14 protein-coding genes are annotated in these 16,238 nt (G+C 70.9%); 6 read left to right on the top strand and 8 right to left on the bottom strand.

Annotated elements, in window-relative coordinates; genetic code table 11:
- On the bottom strand, nucleotides 1-945 hold the full coding sequence (locus ACWF9G_RS12435) for a proteasome assembly chaperone family protein (RefSeq protein WP_189024034.1): 945 nt from the start codon (nucleotides 943-945) through the stop codon (nucleotides 1-3).
- Nucleotides 946-1,140: 195 nt separating this feature from the next.
- Here ACWF9G_RS12435 and ACWF9G_RS12430 point away from each other — a divergent pair, with 195 nt between their 5' ends.
- Both ACWF9G_RS12430 and ACWF9G_RS12425 read left to right on the top strand, forming a co-directional pair.
- Nucleotides 1,141-1,872 (top strand): sensor domain-containing protein, encoded by a 732-nt coding sequence (locus ACWF9G_RS12430; protein WP_452515214.1) that lies wholly within the window; start codon nucleotides 1,141-1,143, stop codon nucleotides 1,870-1,872.
- Between the two features lie 147 nt (nucleotides 1,873-2,019).
- Nucleotides 2,020-3,186 (top strand): DUF4192 domain-containing protein, encoded by a 1,167-nt coding sequence (locus ACWF9G_RS12425; protein WP_452515212.1) that lies wholly within the window; start codon nucleotides 2,020-2,022, stop codon nucleotides 3,184-3,186.
- A gap of 22 nt (nucleotides 3,187-3,208) precedes the next feature.
- Here ACWF9G_RS12425 and galE read toward each other — a convergent pair whose 3' ends face one another.
- Nucleotides 3,209-4,189 carry a UDP-glucose 4-epimerase GalE gene (gene galE / locus ACWF9G_RS12420; protein WP_379306210.1) on the bottom strand — a complete coding sequence of 327 codons (981 nt, stop codon included), beginning with the start codon at nucleotides 4,187-4,189 and terminating at the stop codon, nucleotides 3,209-3,211.
- Nucleotides 4,190-4,192: 3 nt separating this feature from the next.
- A complete protein-coding gene (locus ACWF9G_RS12415) occupies nucleotides 4,193-4,879 on the bottom strand; it encodes a metal-dependent transcriptional regulator (RefSeq protein ID WP_379086096.1) in 687 nt (228 codons plus the stop codon).
- Between the two features lie 129 nt (nucleotides 4,880-5,008).
- Here ACWF9G_RS12415 and ACWF9G_RS12410 point away from each other — a divergent pair, with 129 nt between their 5' ends.
- The gene (locus ACWF9G_RS12410) at nucleotides 5,009-6,250 is read left to right on the top strand and encodes an acetoin utilization protein AcuC (protein ID WP_452515210.1); all 1,242 of its coding nucleotides are present in this window, start codon (nucleotides 5,009-5,011) and stop codon (nucleotides 6,248-6,250) included.
- Nucleotides 6,243-8,990, top strand: coding sequence for a bifunctional acetate--CoA ligase family protein/GNAT family N-acetyltransferase (locus ACWF9G_RS12405; protein WP_452515208.1), 2,748 nt, complete (start codon nucleotides 6,243-6,245; stop codon nucleotides 8,988-8,990). The genes ACWF9G_RS12410 and ACWF9G_RS12405 overlap by 8 nt, the downstream gene beginning before the upstream one ends.
- A 99-nt stretch (nucleotides 8,991-9,089) precedes the next feature.
- Here the strand turns inward: ACWF9G_RS12405 and ACWF9G_RS12400 are convergent, their stop codons facing one another.
- The 3 genes from ACWF9G_RS12400 to ACWF9G_RS12390 all read right to left on the bottom strand — a co-directional run bounded on the left by ACWF9G_RS12400 (nucleotide 9,090) and on the right by ACWF9G_RS12390 (nucleotide 12,577).
- Nucleotides 9,090-10,058, bottom strand: coding sequence for a sigma-70 family RNA polymerase sigma factor (locus ACWF9G_RS12400; protein WP_189024020.1), 969 nt, complete (start codon nucleotides 10,056-10,058; stop codon nucleotides 9,090-9,092).
- Nucleotides 10,059-10,228: 170 nt separating this feature from the next.
- Nucleotides 10,229-11,746 (bottom strand): DUF7782 domain-containing protein, encoded by a 1,518-nt coding sequence (locus tag ACWF9G_RS12395; protein ID WP_452515206.1) that lies wholly within the window; start codon nucleotides 11,744-11,746, stop codon nucleotides 10,229-10,231.
- A 93-nt stretch (nucleotides 11,747-11,839) separates the two neighbouring features.
- Nucleotides 11,840-12,577: a VOC family protein gene (locus ACWF9G_RS12390; protein WP_452515204.1), complete on the bottom strand. Its 738-nt coding sequence runs from the start codon at nucleotides 12,575-12,577 to the stop codon at nucleotides 11,840-11,842.
- A 529-nt stretch (nucleotides 12,578-13,106) separates the two neighbouring features.
- Between ACWF9G_RS12390 and ACWF9G_RS12385 the strand changes: the two genes are divergently transcribed.
- Nucleotides 13,107-14,372: an MFS transporter gene (locus ACWF9G_RS12385; RefSeq protein WP_379306287.1), complete on the top strand. Its 1,266-nt coding sequence runs from the start codon at nucleotides 13,107-13,109 to the stop codon at nucleotides 14,370-14,372.
- Between the two features lie 4 nt (nucleotides 14,373-14,376).
- Here ACWF9G_RS12385 and ACWF9G_RS12380 read toward each other — a convergent pair whose 3' ends face one another.
- Nucleotides 14,377-14,790 carry a DUF3099 domain-containing protein gene (locus ACWF9G_RS12380; RefSeq protein ID WP_379306200.1) on the bottom strand — a complete coding sequence of 138 codons (414 nt, stop codon included), beginning with the start codon at nucleotides 14,788-14,790 and terminating at the stop codon, nucleotides 14,377-14,379.
- 83 nt (nucleotides 14,791-14,873) lie between these two features.
- Between ACWF9G_RS12380 and ACWF9G_RS12375 the strand changes: the two genes are divergently transcribed.
- Complete coding sequence (locus ACWF9G_RS12375; RefSeq protein ID WP_189024012.1) at nucleotides 14,874-15,113, top strand: DUF3039 domain-containing protein; 240 nt, start codon at nucleotides 14,874-14,876, stop codon at nucleotides 15,111-15,113.
- Here ACWF9G_RS12375 and ACWF9G_RS12370 read toward each other — a convergent pair.
- Nucleotides 15,083-16,210 (bottom strand): YihY/virulence factor BrkB family protein, encoded by a 1,128-nt coding sequence (locus ACWF9G_RS12370; RefSeq protein WP_452515202.1) that lies wholly within the window; start codon nucleotides 16,208-16,210, stop codon nucleotides 15,083-15,085. The genes ACWF9G_RS12375 and ACWF9G_RS12370 overlap by 31 nt on opposite strands.
- Nucleotides 16,211-16,238 lie beyond the last annotated feature (28 nt).

Here is a 16,238-nt window from a genome sequence, read left to right as displayed (position 1 = left end):
TCAGGCCTTGTCGTCGCCGGAGGTGTCGTCGTAACCGCCCTGTTCGGCCAGGAAGCGCTCGAACTCCGCGCCGAGCTCCTCACCGCTGGGCAGTTCGCCGTCGCCTGCCAGCAGGCTGGACTGGCGTTCCTGGGCGGTGACGAAGCTGTCGTACTGGCGTTCCAGCGCCGTGACGACCGTCTCGACCTCCTCGTTGCCCGCGATGTGCTCGGCGACCTGCTCGCGCACGCGCGCCGCGGCCTCGCCCAGCGCCGCCAGCGGCAGTTCCAGGCCCGCGTTGTCGGCGACGTTCTCCAGCAGGGTCTGCGCGGCCTCGGGGTAGTCGGTCTGGGCCAGATAGTGCGGCACGTGCACGGAGAAACCGAGCGACTCGTGCCCGTGCTGGGCCATCCGGAACTCGAGCAGCGAGGACGCGCTGCCCGGCACCTGCAGCTCTCCGGGCCAGCGCTGGTGCTCGCCGATCAGCGAGCGATCCGAGGAGTGCGCGGTCACGCCCAGCGGACGGGTGTGCGGGATCGCCATCGGGATCGCGGACAGGCCGATCGTGCGCCGCACCCCGAGCTGTTCGGCCAGCAGCCGCACCGCGGTGGTGAACTTCTCCCAGCGCAGGTCCGGTTCCAGGCCGGCCAGCAGCAGGAACGGGGTACCCGCGGTGTCGCGCAGGGCCCACAGGTTCAGCTCGGGCTCGGCGTAGTCGGAGAAATGATCGGTCTTGAACGTCATCAGCGGACGGCGCGAGCGGTAGTCGAGCAGCTCGTCCACGTCGAAGGAGGCGACGAGCTCGGATTCGAGACTCTCGCGCAGATGGGTGGTCGCCAGGCGCACGGCATGACCGGCGTCGGTGAAACCCTCGAGGCCGTGCACCAGCACGGGGCCCGCACCGTCGTCCGACGACAGCTGCGGTGCCGGGAACTCCAGCTCGTACATGTGCGACTGATCATCCATCGCGTACTCCTTCCTGCGCGGTCCACCAACGCTCGCGGCGGGGGAGGCGTTCTCCATTGTCCCCCATGCGAGCAGACGCATCGCACACGGCCGGAGGACGGCTCGTCCTGCTGCACAACAGCCGCCGGCGCCTCGGCATTCCCGGGCGGCGTGGCGGCGGCCCCTGGATCGGCCCGGTGGGGCACAGTGGGTGGGGTGAACGTGGCGGAAACGACACCGACCGGTACGGGCCCGCGCTCCCGGACGCGGTGTCGGGTGCTCGCCTGCGCGGCGGCGGTCTCGGTCGTGGCGCTGGCCGGGTGCGGGCAGAGCGTCAGCGGGACGCCGGTCGCCGAGAGCGCGTCGGCGGTGCGGCACGTCGACGGATCGCTGCCCGAACTGCTGCCCGCGCCGCAGCAGTTCCCGGCCCGGTATCCCGCGGTGGTGCTGCCACCGCAGGCGGCGGCCGCTGCCGCCGGTGATCTCGACGGGGTCGGGGCGGGCGCCACCGTCAGCCCGGTCACCTGCACTCCGCCGGAGCCCGAGGCGGGCGCCGAACCGGCAGCCGTCATGGTCGGTTCCGACGACGCGAGCCGCGCGACGCTGACCGTCGAGCTGTCCAGGACCGCCGAACAGCTCGCGCGGCTTCGGGACCGGCTCGGTGGGTGCGAGCAGATCCGCGTCGGCAGGGCCGGTGCGGAGTCGACCGTCACGACCGTGCTCGACGAGACCGTCCGGGGCGGCGCCGACGACGCGGTGTCGTTGCGGCGCACCGTGATTCCCGATGTCGGCGGGACCGGCCTGACACAGACGATGCAGACCTCGATCGGGCAGATCGGCGACGTGCGGATCACGGTGACGTCGATGGTCTTCGGCACCGGCCGCCCCGACGGCGCGGCCGTCGAGGAGATGTTCGCGACCGCCGTCCGCGGCGTGCGCGGCAGCTGAGGGCTTCTACCACGCGGCGGTGACAGATTCGGTTCGGCGGCAGCGCTCGGACCGGGATCGTTCCACAGCCGCGGCATTGCCAACAGGGCAGGAGAAAGCCCAGGTCGCGGGTCGGGCGCCGGAGTAGGCGGCGGGCACGGTGGAGCCATGACACCGTCGACGAACTCCACCCGCCGCGCCAAGCGCACCGGGCCCTTCCCCCGAGCGCTCACCTGCGCCGAATCGACCCCCGCCTACCCCGCCGACCTGCCACAGCCGCCGCTGCGGGTGCACGACCCCGGCGAGCTGATCGCCGCGCTGCCCGCGATGCTCGGCTTCGTTCCCGAACGCTCGCTCGTCGTCGCCGTCCTGCACGGGCCGGGACGTGGCGGCACCGCCGCGATCGAAGCGGTCGTGCGGTTCGATCTGGACGGGGTCTGCGATCCGCGGCGCATCGACCAGTTCACCGCGTGCGTGGGGTCGATCTGTGTGCGCGAACAGGCGACCGGGGTGCTGGCGATCTTCGTCGACGACCGTACGGAATCCGGCGTGCCAGGAACGCTGCGCGATGTGGCACTGCTCGATGCGCTCGGCGCGGCGGGAATCGCCGTACGCGGGGCGTGGTCGGTGCCGTCGATCGTGGCGGGCGCGCGGTTTCGCAGCCTGTTCGACCGGGCCGCCGGAGGTGTCGTCGGTGACCCGGCGGCCTCGCTGGTCGCGCTGTCGCACGTGCTCGACGGCAGGCAGATTCGCCGCTCACGCAGTGAACTGACGGCTCTGGTCGTGCCGGACCGGCAGCTGTGCGCGCAGGTTTCGACCCGGCTCGGCCCCGAGGTGGCGCGATATCGCGGCGAGTTGTCGGCCGCGATGCGCGCCGGGAACGGCGTGGCGTTCCAGCGCCGCCGCCTGGAATGGGTGCTGTGGCAGATCGCCGACACCGCCTCCGGTGCGCCGCGGGCCGACCGCGAACTCGCGCGACTTGCCGCCACGCTGCGCGACCGGCCGATCCGCGACGCGATGTACGGCCTGGCGCTGGGCGATCACGCGGAGGCGGCCGAGCAGCTGTGGGCCCAGCTCGCCAGGGCGACACCCGGCACCGACCGCGCCGAAGCCGCGGCGCTGCTGGGATTCAGCGCCTACGTGCGCGGCGACGGGCCGTTCGCCGGCGTCGCCCTCACCGCCGCGGTGGAAGCCGATGCCGGCCATCCGATGGCGGTGCTGCTGGAGACCTCGCTGCAGAGCGGACTGCGCCCGGAACGGCTGCGCAAACTCGCCCACTGCGGTCGGCAGATCGCCGCGGACCTCGGGGTCGACATCGGCCCGGTCGACCTGTGACGCCGTCGATTTCGCCGCCGGATCAGCGGGCGCTGTGTGCCTTGTCGCCGAGCGAACGCAGGAAATCCCAGGCGTCGGTGACGATCTCGTCGAGATCGTTGTGCTCGGGCTGCCAGCCCAGCTCGGCGATCGCGCGGTCGCTCGAGGCGATGAGCACCGCCGGATCGCCTGCCCGGCGCGGCGCGTCGATCGCCTCGATCGGCAGGCCGGTCACCCGCTCGCACGCCGAGATCACCTCGCGCACCGAGAAACCCGTTCCCGAACCGAGATTGAGGATCCGGTGGCTGCCCGGCTGCGCCGAGGACAGCGCGAGCAGATGCGCCTGCGCCAGATCACGGATGTGGATGTAGTCACGCACACACGTACCGTCCGGCGTCGGCCAGTCGGTGCCGTACACGGAGATGGCCTTGCGGTGGCCCAGCGCCACCTGCAACACGAGGGGGATCAGATGTGTTTCCACGACCCGGTTCTCGCCGAGACCGCCGTAGGCGCCGGCCACGTTGAAGTAGCGCAGGCTCGTCGCGGCCAGGCCGTGCGCCACCGCGTAGGAGGTGATGGCGTGATCGATGGCCAGCTTGCTCGCGCCGTAGGGATTGGTGGGGCGAGTGGGCGAATCCTCGGTGATCGGCACCTGCTCGGGCTCGCCGTACACCGCGGCGGTGGAGGAGAACACCAGTCGCGGCGTCGCGGTCTCGCGGATCGCCTCGAGCAGCGTGAGGGTCTTCACCACATTGCCGTGCCAGTACTTCTCCGGCCGCTCCACCGACTCGCCGACCAGCGACTGCGCCGCGAAATGCAGGACACCGTCGAAGGATTCGGCACGCAGCAGCTCCGGCGCCGCGACCGCGATGTCACCGTCGACGAACCGGGCGCCCGCGGGCACACCGTCGGCGTTACCGGTCGAGAGGTCGTCGACGACGACCACCTCGTGGCCTTGCTCGAGCAGGACGGCGGCGCACACGCCACCCACATAGCCGGCGCCGCCGGTGACCAGAAGTTTCACGAATCAGACCAGCCTCACCTGGACGGCGTGCGCCATCTCTTCGGACAGTTCGAAACCGGTGTGACCCGGCACCGTGATCAGCACCGCACCCGGCTTGGTCTCCACGGTGACACGCGCGTCGGGCACCACACCCGCCTCGCGCAGCCTGCCGATGACCTCCGGGTCGGTCTGGATGTGCTCGGCCAGCCTGCGCACCACCACGGCGTGCAGCGTGCCGTGGGGCAGATCGGACAGGCGAACGAGCGTCTCCTCGGCGGCGGGGGAATCGCCGAGGCCGAGCTCGTCCAGGCCGGGGATGGGATTGCCGTAGGGCGAGGTGGTCGGGTGGTTGAGCACCTCGATCAGGCGCCGCTCCACCTCCTCGCTCATCACGTGCTCCCAGCGGCACGCCTCGGCGTGCACGTTCTCCCAGTCGAGGCCGATGATGTCGACCAGCAACCGCTCGGCGAGCCGGTGCTTGCGCATCACCGCGACCGCCATGGCGCGGCCCTTGTCGGTCAGCTCGAGATGGCGGTCGCCCGCGACGAGCAGCAGCCCGTCGCGTTCCATCCGCGCGACCGTCTGGCTGACCGTCGGACCACTCTGCTCGAGCCGCTCGGCGATGCGCGCCCGCAGCGGCACCACGCCCTCTTCCTCGAGGTCGTAGATGGTACGGAGATACATCTCCGTGGTGTCGACCAGATCCTTCACCTGTTACCCCTTCGTCGGCACGAATTCTACCCACGCGCGAACGCCCGTCCGCCCGCCGGACCGGCGGCCCTATTTCTACTGCATTGCAACGCCACACGGGGCCCGCTGCTTCCGGCTAGCGTGGCGAGCATGGTCACGCCGTCGCACAGCGCAGAGTCCGGGACCGTCGTGTGGACCGAGCGATTCCTCGGCTATACCTGGAGTCCCGAGCATCCGATGAAACCGGCGCGATTGCAGTTCACCATGTCGCTGGCCGAAAGTCTGGGCGTCCTCGACGGTGTCGAGCCGCTGGCACCCGACGCGGCGACCCAGGCCGACCTCCTGCGGGTGCACAGCAGCTCCTATATCGACGTGGTACGCCTGGCCGGCGACGGGCCGCCGACGCCCGAGGACACCGTCTACGGCCTGGGAACCGCCGACAATCCGCTCTTCCCGCACATGCACGAGGCGGCCTCGGTCATCGTGGGCGGCACTCTCGCCGCGGCCAGGGAGATCGCGGCGGGACGGACCCGGCGGGCGGTGAGCATCGCCGGTGGAATGCACCACGCCATGCCGGATTCGGCGTCAGGCTTCTGCATCTACAACGATGCCGCGATCGCGATCTCGTGGCTGCTCGATCACGGGTACGACCGCATCGCCTACCTCGATGTCGACGTCCACCACGGCGACGGCGTGCAACGCGCCTTCTACGCCGATCCACGGGTACTCACGATCTCGCTGCACCAGCACCCGGCGACGCTGTGGCCCAATACCGGCTGGCCGACGGAGACCGGACTCGGCGCGGCCGAGGGCACCTCGATCAACCTGCCGCTCCTGCCCGGCACCCGGGATGCCCAGTGGCTGCGCGGGTTCCACGCGGTGGTGCCCGGCGCGGTCGCGGCGTTCCGGCCGCAGATCATCGTCAGCCAATGCGGGGTGGACACCCATCGGGAAGACCCGCTGGCCGATCTCGAACTCACCGTGGACGGCCAGCGCGCGGCCTTCCTGGCCATGCGCGATCTGGCCGACCGCCATGCCGAAGGGCGGTGGCTGGCCATCGGCGGCGGCGGCTACGGCGTGGTCCGGGTGGTGCCACGCGCCTGGACCCATCTGCTGGCCGCGGCCCTGGACCGGCCGCTGCCACCGGAGACACCGATCCCGGACGACTGGATCGACCAGGTGCGCGCCGCGTCCCCGCGCGTGCAGCCGCCGACGAGCATGGGCGACGGTGGCGATACCGCCTACCGGCCGTGGGACGGTCCCGGCGGCACCCCCGAGATCGGCGACGCCGGGCAGATCCGTGCCCAGCGGGCGGTCGACACCGCCATCACAGCCACCCGGCGGGCGAGTTTCGGCCTGCTCGGCCTCGACCCGGAGGATCCCCGTGACTGAACCCTTGCTACCCGACACCCCCGATACGCCGGCGAATCCGCCTGCGCCACCACAACAGTGGTACGGCGATGTGCTCGCGGCCGACGGCGGTGTGGTCCGGGTGCGCCCGATCGTGCCCGCCGACGCCGGGTCGCTGGCCGCGTTCCACACCGGGCTGTCGGATCGCACGCGCTATCTGCGCTATTTCGGTCCTTACCCGCAGATCTCGCCGAAGGACATGTACCGCACCACCCACGTGGACTATCACGACCGCGTGGGACTGGTCGCGCTGCTCGGCGACGCGATCATCGGCGTCGCCCGCTACGAGCTGCTCGACCGGCCCGGCCCGCGCGCGGCCGAGGTGGCCTTCGTCGTCGCCGACGAGCACCAGGGCCGCGGCCTGGGATCGGTGCTGCTCGAACACCTCGCCGGCGCGGCGGCCGAGAACGAGGTGGTCGCGTTCGTCGCGGAGGTGCTCGCCGAGAACGAGGCGATGATCACGGTGTTCCGTGATGCCGGCTACCAGTTGCAGCGCAGTCGCGACGGCGCCGAGGTGCACCTGGAATTCGCCATCGACCCGACCGAAGCGCTGCGCACGGTCCGGGACGCGCGCGAGGCCGCCTCGGAGGCGCGCAGTGTCGGCAATCTGCTCGCGCCCGGTTCGGTGGCGGTGATCGGCGCGTCGCCGGAGCGGAGCAGGGTCGGCGGCGCGGTGCTGGCGAACCTGCTCGCCGGCGGTTTCAGCGGGCCGATCTTCCCGGTGAACCCGAACCGGCGGTCGGTGCGGGGCGTGCGCGCCTACGCCACCGTGCGCGAGATTCCCGACGAGGTCGATCTGGCGGTGGTGGCGGTGCCGCCCGCCGCGATCGGGTCGGTCCTCGACGACTGCATGGCCAAGGGTGTGAAGGGCCTGGTGGTACTGACCGCGGGCTTCGGTGAGACCGGTGCGGCCGGTCTGGCCGCCGAAGACGACCTGGTCGCCGCGGCCCGCGGCCACGGGATGCGGGTCGTCGGCCCCAGCGCCCTCGGCATCGCCAACACCGACCCCGCGGTCGGCCTCAACGCCACCCTCGCGCCGGTGCTGCCCGAGCGAGGGCGGATCGGCTTCTTCTGCCAGTCCGGGCCGCTCGGCGCGGCGATTCTCGGCGAGGCCGCGGCCCGCAATCTCGGCCTGTCGACCTTCGTCTCGGCGGGCAACCGCGCCGATGTCTCCGGCAACGATCTGCTGCAGTTCTGGGACACCGCCGCCGACACCGAGGTGATCCTGCTGTACCTGGAGAGCTTCGGTAACCCGCGCAAGTTCTCCCGGCTGGCCCGGCGGGTGGCGCGGGCCAAGCCGATCGTCGCGGTGAGCAGCGGCAGGCTCGCCGCCGGCGCCGACATGGACCGCACGGTGGTGCGTGACCTGTTCACCCAGGCCGGGATCATCCAGGTGGACTCCATCTCCGAACTGTTCGACTGCGCCGCGCTGCTGGCCTGTCAGCCACTGCCACGGGGCCCTCGGGTGGCTGTGGTCGGCAACAGCGCCGCGCTGAACTGGCTGGCCATCGATGCCGCCAACAGCGAGGGCCTCGGTGTGCATCGGCCGGTGACCGCCGTCGACCGTGGTCCGGGCGCGCGGCCGACCGAGCGCAGCCTCGGCAACGCGCCGGTCGACGGGCCGGTGGATCTGGGGCCGGAGGCGACTCCGGCCGACTACCGGGAGGCGGTACTGGCCGCGCTGCGCAGCGACCAGGTCGACGCCGTGATCGTCGTCGTCGTCCCGCCGGTGCCGACGTCTATGGGCGGCTTCGCCGACGCGCTGCGCGCGGCAGCGGCGGCCGCACCGGACAGAGCCAAGCCGGTGCTGACGACCTTCGTCGCCGAGTCGGGCATTCCGCAGCTCCTCGCGGTCCGCACCACCGGCGGCGCGCCCGCGCGCGGCTCGATCCCGTCCTACCCCGATCCGGAACGTGCCGCCAGGGCGCTGGCCAGGGTCGAGCGGTACGCGCGCTGGCGCGACCGGCCCGTCTCACCGGTGGTCCGGCCACCCGGTATCGACACCGCGGCCGCGGCGGCGCTGGTGGCGGGCTGGCTGGCCGAATCGGGCGGGCGCTGGCTCACCGACGAGGAAGCGGCGCGGCTGCTCGAGTGCTACGGCATCGACGTGGTCGAGTTCCGGGCCGTGCGTGACGCCGAGCAGGCCGTCGCGGCGGCCGAGGAACTCGGGTACCCGGTCGCGGCGAAGGCGACGGGCGAGCTGTGGCGGCGCAGGCCCGATCTGCTCGGGGTGCGCCTTGACCTGTGGGGGCCCGATGCTGTCCGCCAGGCCTATACCGACCTGGTGGCGATCTGCGGCGATCCGCTGCTGCATGTGCAGAAGATGGCGACCAAGGGCGTCGGCTGTGTCCTGCGGGTCACCGACGACCCCTCGTTCGGGTCGGTGATCCAGTTCGGCCTCTCGGGCATGATCATCGACCTGCTCGGCGACCGCGCCTACCGGGCACTCCCACTGACCGCCGAGGAATCCGCCGCGCTGATCGACGCGCCGCGCGCCGCGCCGCTGCTGTCCGGTGGTCCGGCGGGGCCCGCGGTCGACAAGGCGGCACTGGCCGAACTGGCGCAACGCATCTCGGCCCTGTTCGACGACATCCCGCAGATGCGTGAGCTGTCGTGTGACCCGGTCCTCGCCGCGCCGGCGTCGGCGGAGATCATCTACGCCCGCGCCAGGATCGGCCCGGAACCGAGCCGCTTCGACACCGGTCCGCGGCGTTTGGCCTGAACGAACAACGCCGACCGGCTCGCGGCCACGGAGGGGAGTGGTCGCGGACACCGGTCGGCGTTTCGGCAGACGACCCCTAGGGGGCCGCCGAGCAGGGGATCAGCTGGCGTAGGCGCGCAGACGGTCGGCGCGCTCACCCTTGCGCAGCTTGGACATGACCTCACGTTCGATCTGGCGGACCCGCTCGCGGGACAGGCCGAACAGCTTGCCGATCTGATCGAGGGTGCGCGGCTGGCCGTCGTCGAGGCCGAAGCGCAGGCGGATGACCTGCTGTTCGCGCTCGTCGAGGGTGGCCAGGACGCTGCGCACGTCGTGGTGCAGCAGGCCCGCGATGACCGCGCTCTCGGCGGAGGTGGCCTCGGAGTCCTCGATGAAGTCGCCGAGCGGGGCCTCCTCGTCGTTGCCGACAGGCATGTCCAGGCTTACCGGGTCGCGGCTGTGGTCGAGCAGGTCGGCGATCTTCTCCACCGGGATGCCCGACTCGTTGGCGAGTTCGGCGTCGGTGGCCTCGCGACCGAGCTGCTGATGCAGTTCACGCTTGATCCTGGCGAGCTTGTTGACCTGTTCGACCAGGTGCACAGGCAGGCGGATGGTGCGGCTCTGATCGGCCATACCGCGGGTGATGGCCTGGCGGATCCACCAGGTGGCGTAGGTGGAGAACTTGAAGCCCTTGGCGTAATCGAACTTCTCCATCGCGCGGATGAGTCCGAGGTTGCCTTCCTGGATCAGGTCGAGCAACGGCATGCCGCGGCCGGTGTAGCGCTTGGCCAGCGAAACGACAAGGCGCAGGTTGGCCTCGAGCAGATGCGAGCGGGCGGACTGCCCCTCACGGACCAGAATCGCCAGATCACGCTTGCGGGTCGCCGATAACCGCTTACCGGTCTCGAGCAGGTGCTGGGCATACAGGCCCGCCTCGATACGCTTGGCCAGTTCGACCTCGTCGGCCGCCGTGAGCAGTGCCGTGCGGCCGATTCCGTTCAGGTACACGCGTACCAGGTCGGCTGCGGGGCTCTGGGCGTCGATATCGGACTCGCTGGGGCGCACACGAGTAGTGGCGGGGCTTGTCATGACTTGCCTCCTGTCGGTGGTGTCTCACTCCGATCAACGGACCCGACTTAGAGAAAGTTCCCGATCCTGTCGGTGATAAACCGCTCTGAGCTGCGGGTTCCTACCCTTACGGCTGAGAAGTTCCTGAGAAGAGCTCCGGGTGCGGAACTCGGCCCCCACCGCCGTACGGCTCAGATGGGCCGCACCAGTCCATGACGTACCAATCCGGCCACGACGCCGAGCGCCTGGGCGGCGAATTCAGGGGTCACCTGTTCGGCGCCGTCGGCCAGAGCGAGCAGTTCGAGCAGTTCGTACAACGGCAGACCGTCGGGTCGCATTCCCGCGACCAGAGCGACCGTCGACTCGTCGACCTCGTGCTGCCAGCGGGGGCCGTCGCCGCGATGCAGCCGGGCCACCTCCTCGGTCCAGCCGTGTTCACCGGGCAGATACACCCGTTCCAGCGCGGTCGCCGGGCTCGGCGCGAAACGGGATGTCCACGCGAGATTTTCGTCGGCGGCGACGGCGCGCAGCCACGCCGACCGGGCGAAATAGGCCGCCGCCTCGTTGCCGAGCGGATCATCGAAACCGTGCACGAGGTCCTCGGCCATCAGTTCGGTCGGGCCGTCGATGGCGTGCAGGTAGACGAACCCGAAGCCGATACCTTCCACCTCGGCGGCGTCGAACGCCGCCAGCCACTGCTCGGCGCGCGCCTGCGCGGCCGGGTCGCGGGGGTCCAGACCCGCGTCGCGCAGCCAGGTGCCGACGTAGAGCGCCGGGTCGGCGACATCGCGCTGCACGACCCAGGCGTCGATGCCGTGCGCGGGCAGCCACGACGACACCCGCTGCCGCCAGTCCTGGCCCTCGACATGCACCCAGGCGGCCAGCATGGCCGCGAGGCCGCCGGGTGCGAGCAGCTCGGGCGCCTGCCCGATGACCAGCTCGCTGGCGCCGTCGAGCGCGAGCCCGGAATCGCGATAGGTGTGCTCGATGCGCGCCGGGCCGACGACGAACGGGGGATTGGCCACGATCTGATCGAAACGGCGCCCTGCCACCGGCTCGAACCAGGACCCTTCGAGCAGTTCGATGTCGAGTTCGTTCAGCGCGGCCGTGGCCTGCGCCAGCCACAGCGCCCGCGCGTTGACATCGGTGGCGGTGACCCGGCCCGCGTACCCCGCTGCGTGCACGGCCTGCACACCGCAGCCGGTCCCCAGATCCAGCACCGTGCCCACCGGGACGGTCGGCGTCGCGCGCAGCAGCGACAGCGACGCGTGCCCGACGCCGAGCACGTGGTCCTCGGTCAGGGTGCGCCTGCGCATCGAATCGTCGAGGTCGGACAGGATCCAGCGGGTGCCCGAACCGGTGTCGAGCGGCCGCAGATCCAGTGCTGCCCTGAGCTCGTCGCCGTCGCGGGCCAGCAGACCCGCCGCGACGGCGTCGTCGATCCGCACCGGTGCCAGCGCCGCCACCTCGCTCTCCGGCAGCGCGTCGCCGAGCAGCAGCAGCCGGATCAGCGTGCCCAGCTCACCGGCTGCCCGCGCCGCCCGGCGCACCGGCACCGGCTCCGACCGGCCCAGTGCCGCATGCACATCGGGGCCGAGCGCCTCGACCAGCGTGTCGGCGTCGTAGCCGACCCGGATCAGCGCCGTGCGCAGGGCGGGGCACAACGCGGTGAGCAGGGAACCGGAGGTGGCGGCGGGGTTCGTAGGCACCCGACTACTTTGCCAGGGTCGCTCAGCGCGCGAACGACCCGCTCGGACCGCGTGTCGCGGGGTGATGTGCGTGCCGGGAGGGATGCTGGCGCGTCAGCGGGGGAAGCCGGTGTACGGGTCGCGGCCGGTGACGCAGTAGAGCGCGCCGCCGGGATCGCGCATGACGATCCAGCGCTCGCCGTCGGCGACGCGGTCCGCACCGAGGGATTCGTGCCAGGTGGCGGTGGCGGCGATGTCGGTGGAGGCCAGGTCCACGTGGGCGGCGGCCGGGCGGGGGTCGTCGAGGCGCTGGAGCAACAGCTGCAGTGGCTCGTCGTCGCCGCGTAGCCGGGAGAATTCGGGGCTGCGTGACGGCTGGTGGGTCCAGCCGGTCAGCGATCGCCAGAACGCGGTATCGGTCGCGATGTCGGCGGGGGCCAGGTCGAGGCAGATCTGGTCGAGGCGGGTCACGGTACCGTCCGGTGCGGTCGACACGGTGACCGGAGGCGGCGCGTCGTTCTTGACCGGGGTGAAGCAGAACGTCTGTCCGGCAGGGGATTCGAGCACGGTGTAGTCGGGCGCGACCAGGACGATGTGCGCGCCGAGCCCGGTCGCGGTCGCCACCGCGGCGGGGATGTCGTCGACATCGAGGTCAAGGTGGATGCCCCCGCCGTCACCGACCGCCTGCATCTTGACCCAGGCCGGTCCGGTGGCAGGCAGCAGCGTCACGAACTCGTCGTGCGCGCCGCGTGGCGCCGACACCGTCGAGCCGGTGACGGTCGCCCAGAAGCGGACACAGTCGTCGAATCCGTCGGCAGGCCGATCCAGGAACGCCCACATCCAGCGAATCATGTTGTCTCCCTGCCAGTCCGCCACATCGTCACCGATGAAGCCAGGTGTGTACGGCTCGTCGGCGAAGACAGCCGGAACGGGAATCGGCGCCTGCGCCCTGGGCCGGGTGCGACGACGCTCCGTCGTGACTGCGGTCCGCAGCGACGCGGTCGTCGATGGCCGAATCCTGTAAGGCCCCAGCACGATCGCTCGTCTGCGAGTCGAAGTCGAGAGAACCACAGTCCGCCCGATACGAACGGTAGGCGTCCTGCCACGCGCTGTCGACTGGGTTCCCCGCGAGCTCCCCGAGAAACGAGCGAACTCGATGGGCCCGGATATCCATTGGCAGGATATCGATGAAAGATGGCATACCGGCCACTCGTTCGTGTCGCGACGATCCGGCACCCTGTTTCGGGTGACCGATCTCCGCGCGCCCCTGTCGCCCACCGGCGACGACGACTCGGCCGAACGGGCAATCCCCGCGCCACGCTCCGCCACCGACACCAAGACCCCGCGTCCTGATCGGCCCACGGACGCCGTCGACGGTGAGATCGATGCGGCCCCACCCGGTCGAAGAACTCTCCATCCCGCGTGGATCGTGGCAGGCGTCGGCTTCGTCGCCCTGCTGGGCGCCGCGGCGTTCCGCTCGGTGCCCAGCGTCCTGATCGACCCGCTGCACACCGAGTTCGGCTGGTCGCACGCCACGATCTCCACCGCCGTCTCGCTGAATATGCTGCTCTACGGCCTGATCTCGCCGTTCGCTGCCGCGCTGATGGATCGCTTCGGCATCCGCCGGGTGGTGTGCTCGGCGCTGGTGCTGATCGCGGCGGGCAGCGGGCTGACGGTGTTCATGACCCAGGCCTGGCAGCTGGTGGCGACGTGGGGACTGCTGGTCGGGATCGGCGTCGGGTCGATGTCGATGCCGTTCGTCGCCACCATCACCGGGCGCTGGTTCGTGCGCAGCCGCGGGCTGGTCACCGGCGTGCTCACCGCGGCGGGCGCGACCGGGCAGCTGGTGTTCCTGCCGCTGGTGTCGATGCTGGCGCACGAGCACGGCTGGCGGTTGCCGTCGGTGATCGTGGCCGCGGTCGCGCTGGCCGTGGTGCCCCTGGTGTGGTTGTTCGTGCGCGACTACCCCAGCGACGCCGGGGTGCGGGCCTACGGCGCGCCGCCCGGCTCGGACGCCGGTGCGCGGGTCCCGGGTACCGGGGGTGCGGGCCGGGCCCTACAGGTCTTGGCCGCGGCCGCGCGCAGGCCCGGATTCTGGCTGCTGGCAGGCGGTTTCGCGGTGTGCGGTGCGTCGACGAACGGTTTGGTCGGTACGCATTTCGTCACCGCGGCCCACGATCACGGGATGCCGCCGACCACCGCGGCCGGACTGCTGGCGCTGGTCGGGATCTTCGACGTGGCGGGGACGATCGCCTCGGGCTGGCTCTCGGATCGGGTCGATCCGCGCTATCTGCTGCTCGGCTACTACTCGCTGCGTGGGTTGTCGCTGCTGATTCTGCCCTCGCTGCTCGGCCCGCACACCCAGCCGAGCATGTGGGTGTTCATCGTCTTCTACGGTCTGGACTGGATCGCGACCGTTCCGCCGACGGTGCTGCTGTGCCGGGAACTGTTCGGCGCCGACGGCCCGATCGCGTTCGGCTGGGTATTCGCCGCCCACCAGGTGGGCGCCGCCGTCGCGGCCACCGGCGCTGGGCTCATCCGCGACCTGCAGGGTTCCTACGATCTGGCCTGGTATCTCGCGGGCGCCCTGTGCGGGCTAGCGGCGCTGATGTCGATGCTGGTGCGCCGACCGGCGACAACCGCGTAGACCGCTATTCGATCGCCTTGTGTGATCGGGATTCCAGGGCGATCTGGTTGTTGCGGCCGTCCCAGCGGCTCGGTTCGTTCTTGGTGCGCGGCGGCCGGTCGTTGGCGATCAGCACGGCGATCCACGGCAGCGGCACCGAGGCGACGATGATCAGGATCGACAGCAGCGGGTTCTCGAACGCGCTGTAGGCGATCGCGGCCAGGATCAGGCAGGGGATGCGGAAGGCCATGATGATCGTGTAGCGGCGCACCCTGGCGCGATGCTGATCGTCGAGCGAAGGCGCGGCCTCGGTGATGAGCACGGGGTGCTTGGCATCGGCGCCGGGGAAATAGCCGCGCGAGCTGGGCGCGGCGGGCCTGGTCACCTCCGGGTCCGGGGTCGGCTCGTCGGCGCCGGAGGGCTCGCCGTAGGACTGCATACCCCGAGTCTCCCACTCGGCTCGTGCGAACGCACACGCGGCTGGTCAGCGGTACACGGCCGGGATGCGGCATCATGGAAGGCGTGAGTACAGACACTCTGGTACGCCCGGAAACCACGACAGACGAGACGACCGGCGACGACGTCCCCAAGTTCTTCCACTACGTGAAGAAGGACCGGATCGCCGAGAGTGCCGTGATGGGCACGATGGTCGTGGCGCTGTGCGGTGAGGTCTTCCCGGTGACGCGCTCGCCCAAGCCCGGATCGCCCGTGTGCCCGGACTGCAAGAAGGTCTACGACGGTTTGCGCAAGGGCGGCGACTGAGCGGGTTCCGCGGCCGGTAAGGCCGGCGCCTCCGGTGAGGCGTCGGCCGGTTCGTCGTCGCCGCGCACCTGGTTGGTCAGCCACTCCTTGACCTGCTCCATCCTGGTCGCCCGCGCGGGCCAGAACTCCTGCACCGCGGCGTTGAACTCCGCGCCCAGAATCACCGCGAAGCCGAGAAAATAGGTGAACAGCAGGAACGCGATCGGGGTGGCCAGCGCGCCGTAGCTCACGCCGGTCGCGGTGATCCAGGACAGATATCGCCGCAGCAGATCGCTGGCCCCCATGAAGAACACCCCGGCCACCAGCGCGCCGCCGAACAGCCGATGCCACGGCAGCGATTTGTGCAGGGCCAGCTTGTAGAGCGTGGTGAGCCCGACGATCAGCAGCAGGCCGACGATCGGGTAGTAGAACGTGTCGATCAGCCGCAGTCCGGGTTCACGCCAGGTGTCGGGCAGGACGCGGCCGATCCGGGTGGGTCCCAGCGCGATCACCGGCAGGATCAGCACCGCCGCCACCAGGAACTGCACATACAGCAGCAGCGCGAAGATCCGCTGCCAGACGGGATGGCGGGCATCCTGCTGATCATGGGCTTCCACGATCGCGTCGACGAAGGTCGCCATCGCCGAGGAACCCGCCCACAGCGACAGCACGAAACCCACCGACACCACCGCGCCGCGACCGCGGCCGAGCACGTCGTCGACGGTCGGCTCGATCAGGTCGGCGACGACCGAGGGGCTGAAGAACTCCCGGCTGAACGCGATGATCTTGGCTTCCACGATCTGCACCGTGTCCGGCCCGAACAGCCCGCCCACATAGCCGAGGCTGCCGAGCAGCCCGAGCAGCAGCGGCGCGAGTGAGAGCGTCTGCCAGAACGCGGCAGCGGCGGACTTGGCGAAGATCGAGTTGTTCCAGCTCTTGATCGCCACCCGGACGATCAACCGCCATGCCGTGGCGGGCCACCGCACCCACCACGCGTGTTCGCGGGGACGTTGCGGGACGGGCTTGCCCGCGGTCGCGGGCAGCGCAGAGGAACCGCTCGGCTGGTGCGCCCGCGGTGGGTGCGCCGCGTCGGCTGCCCGGACCTGGTCGTTGTTCATCTCCGGTCAAGCATCCCGCACGAACAGG

This window comes from Nocardia sp. NPDC055029, from assembly GCF_053608525.1.
The sequence above is the reverse complement of the archived record's forward strand: the minus strand, read 5'-3'. Positions and strand labels throughout refer to the sequence as shown.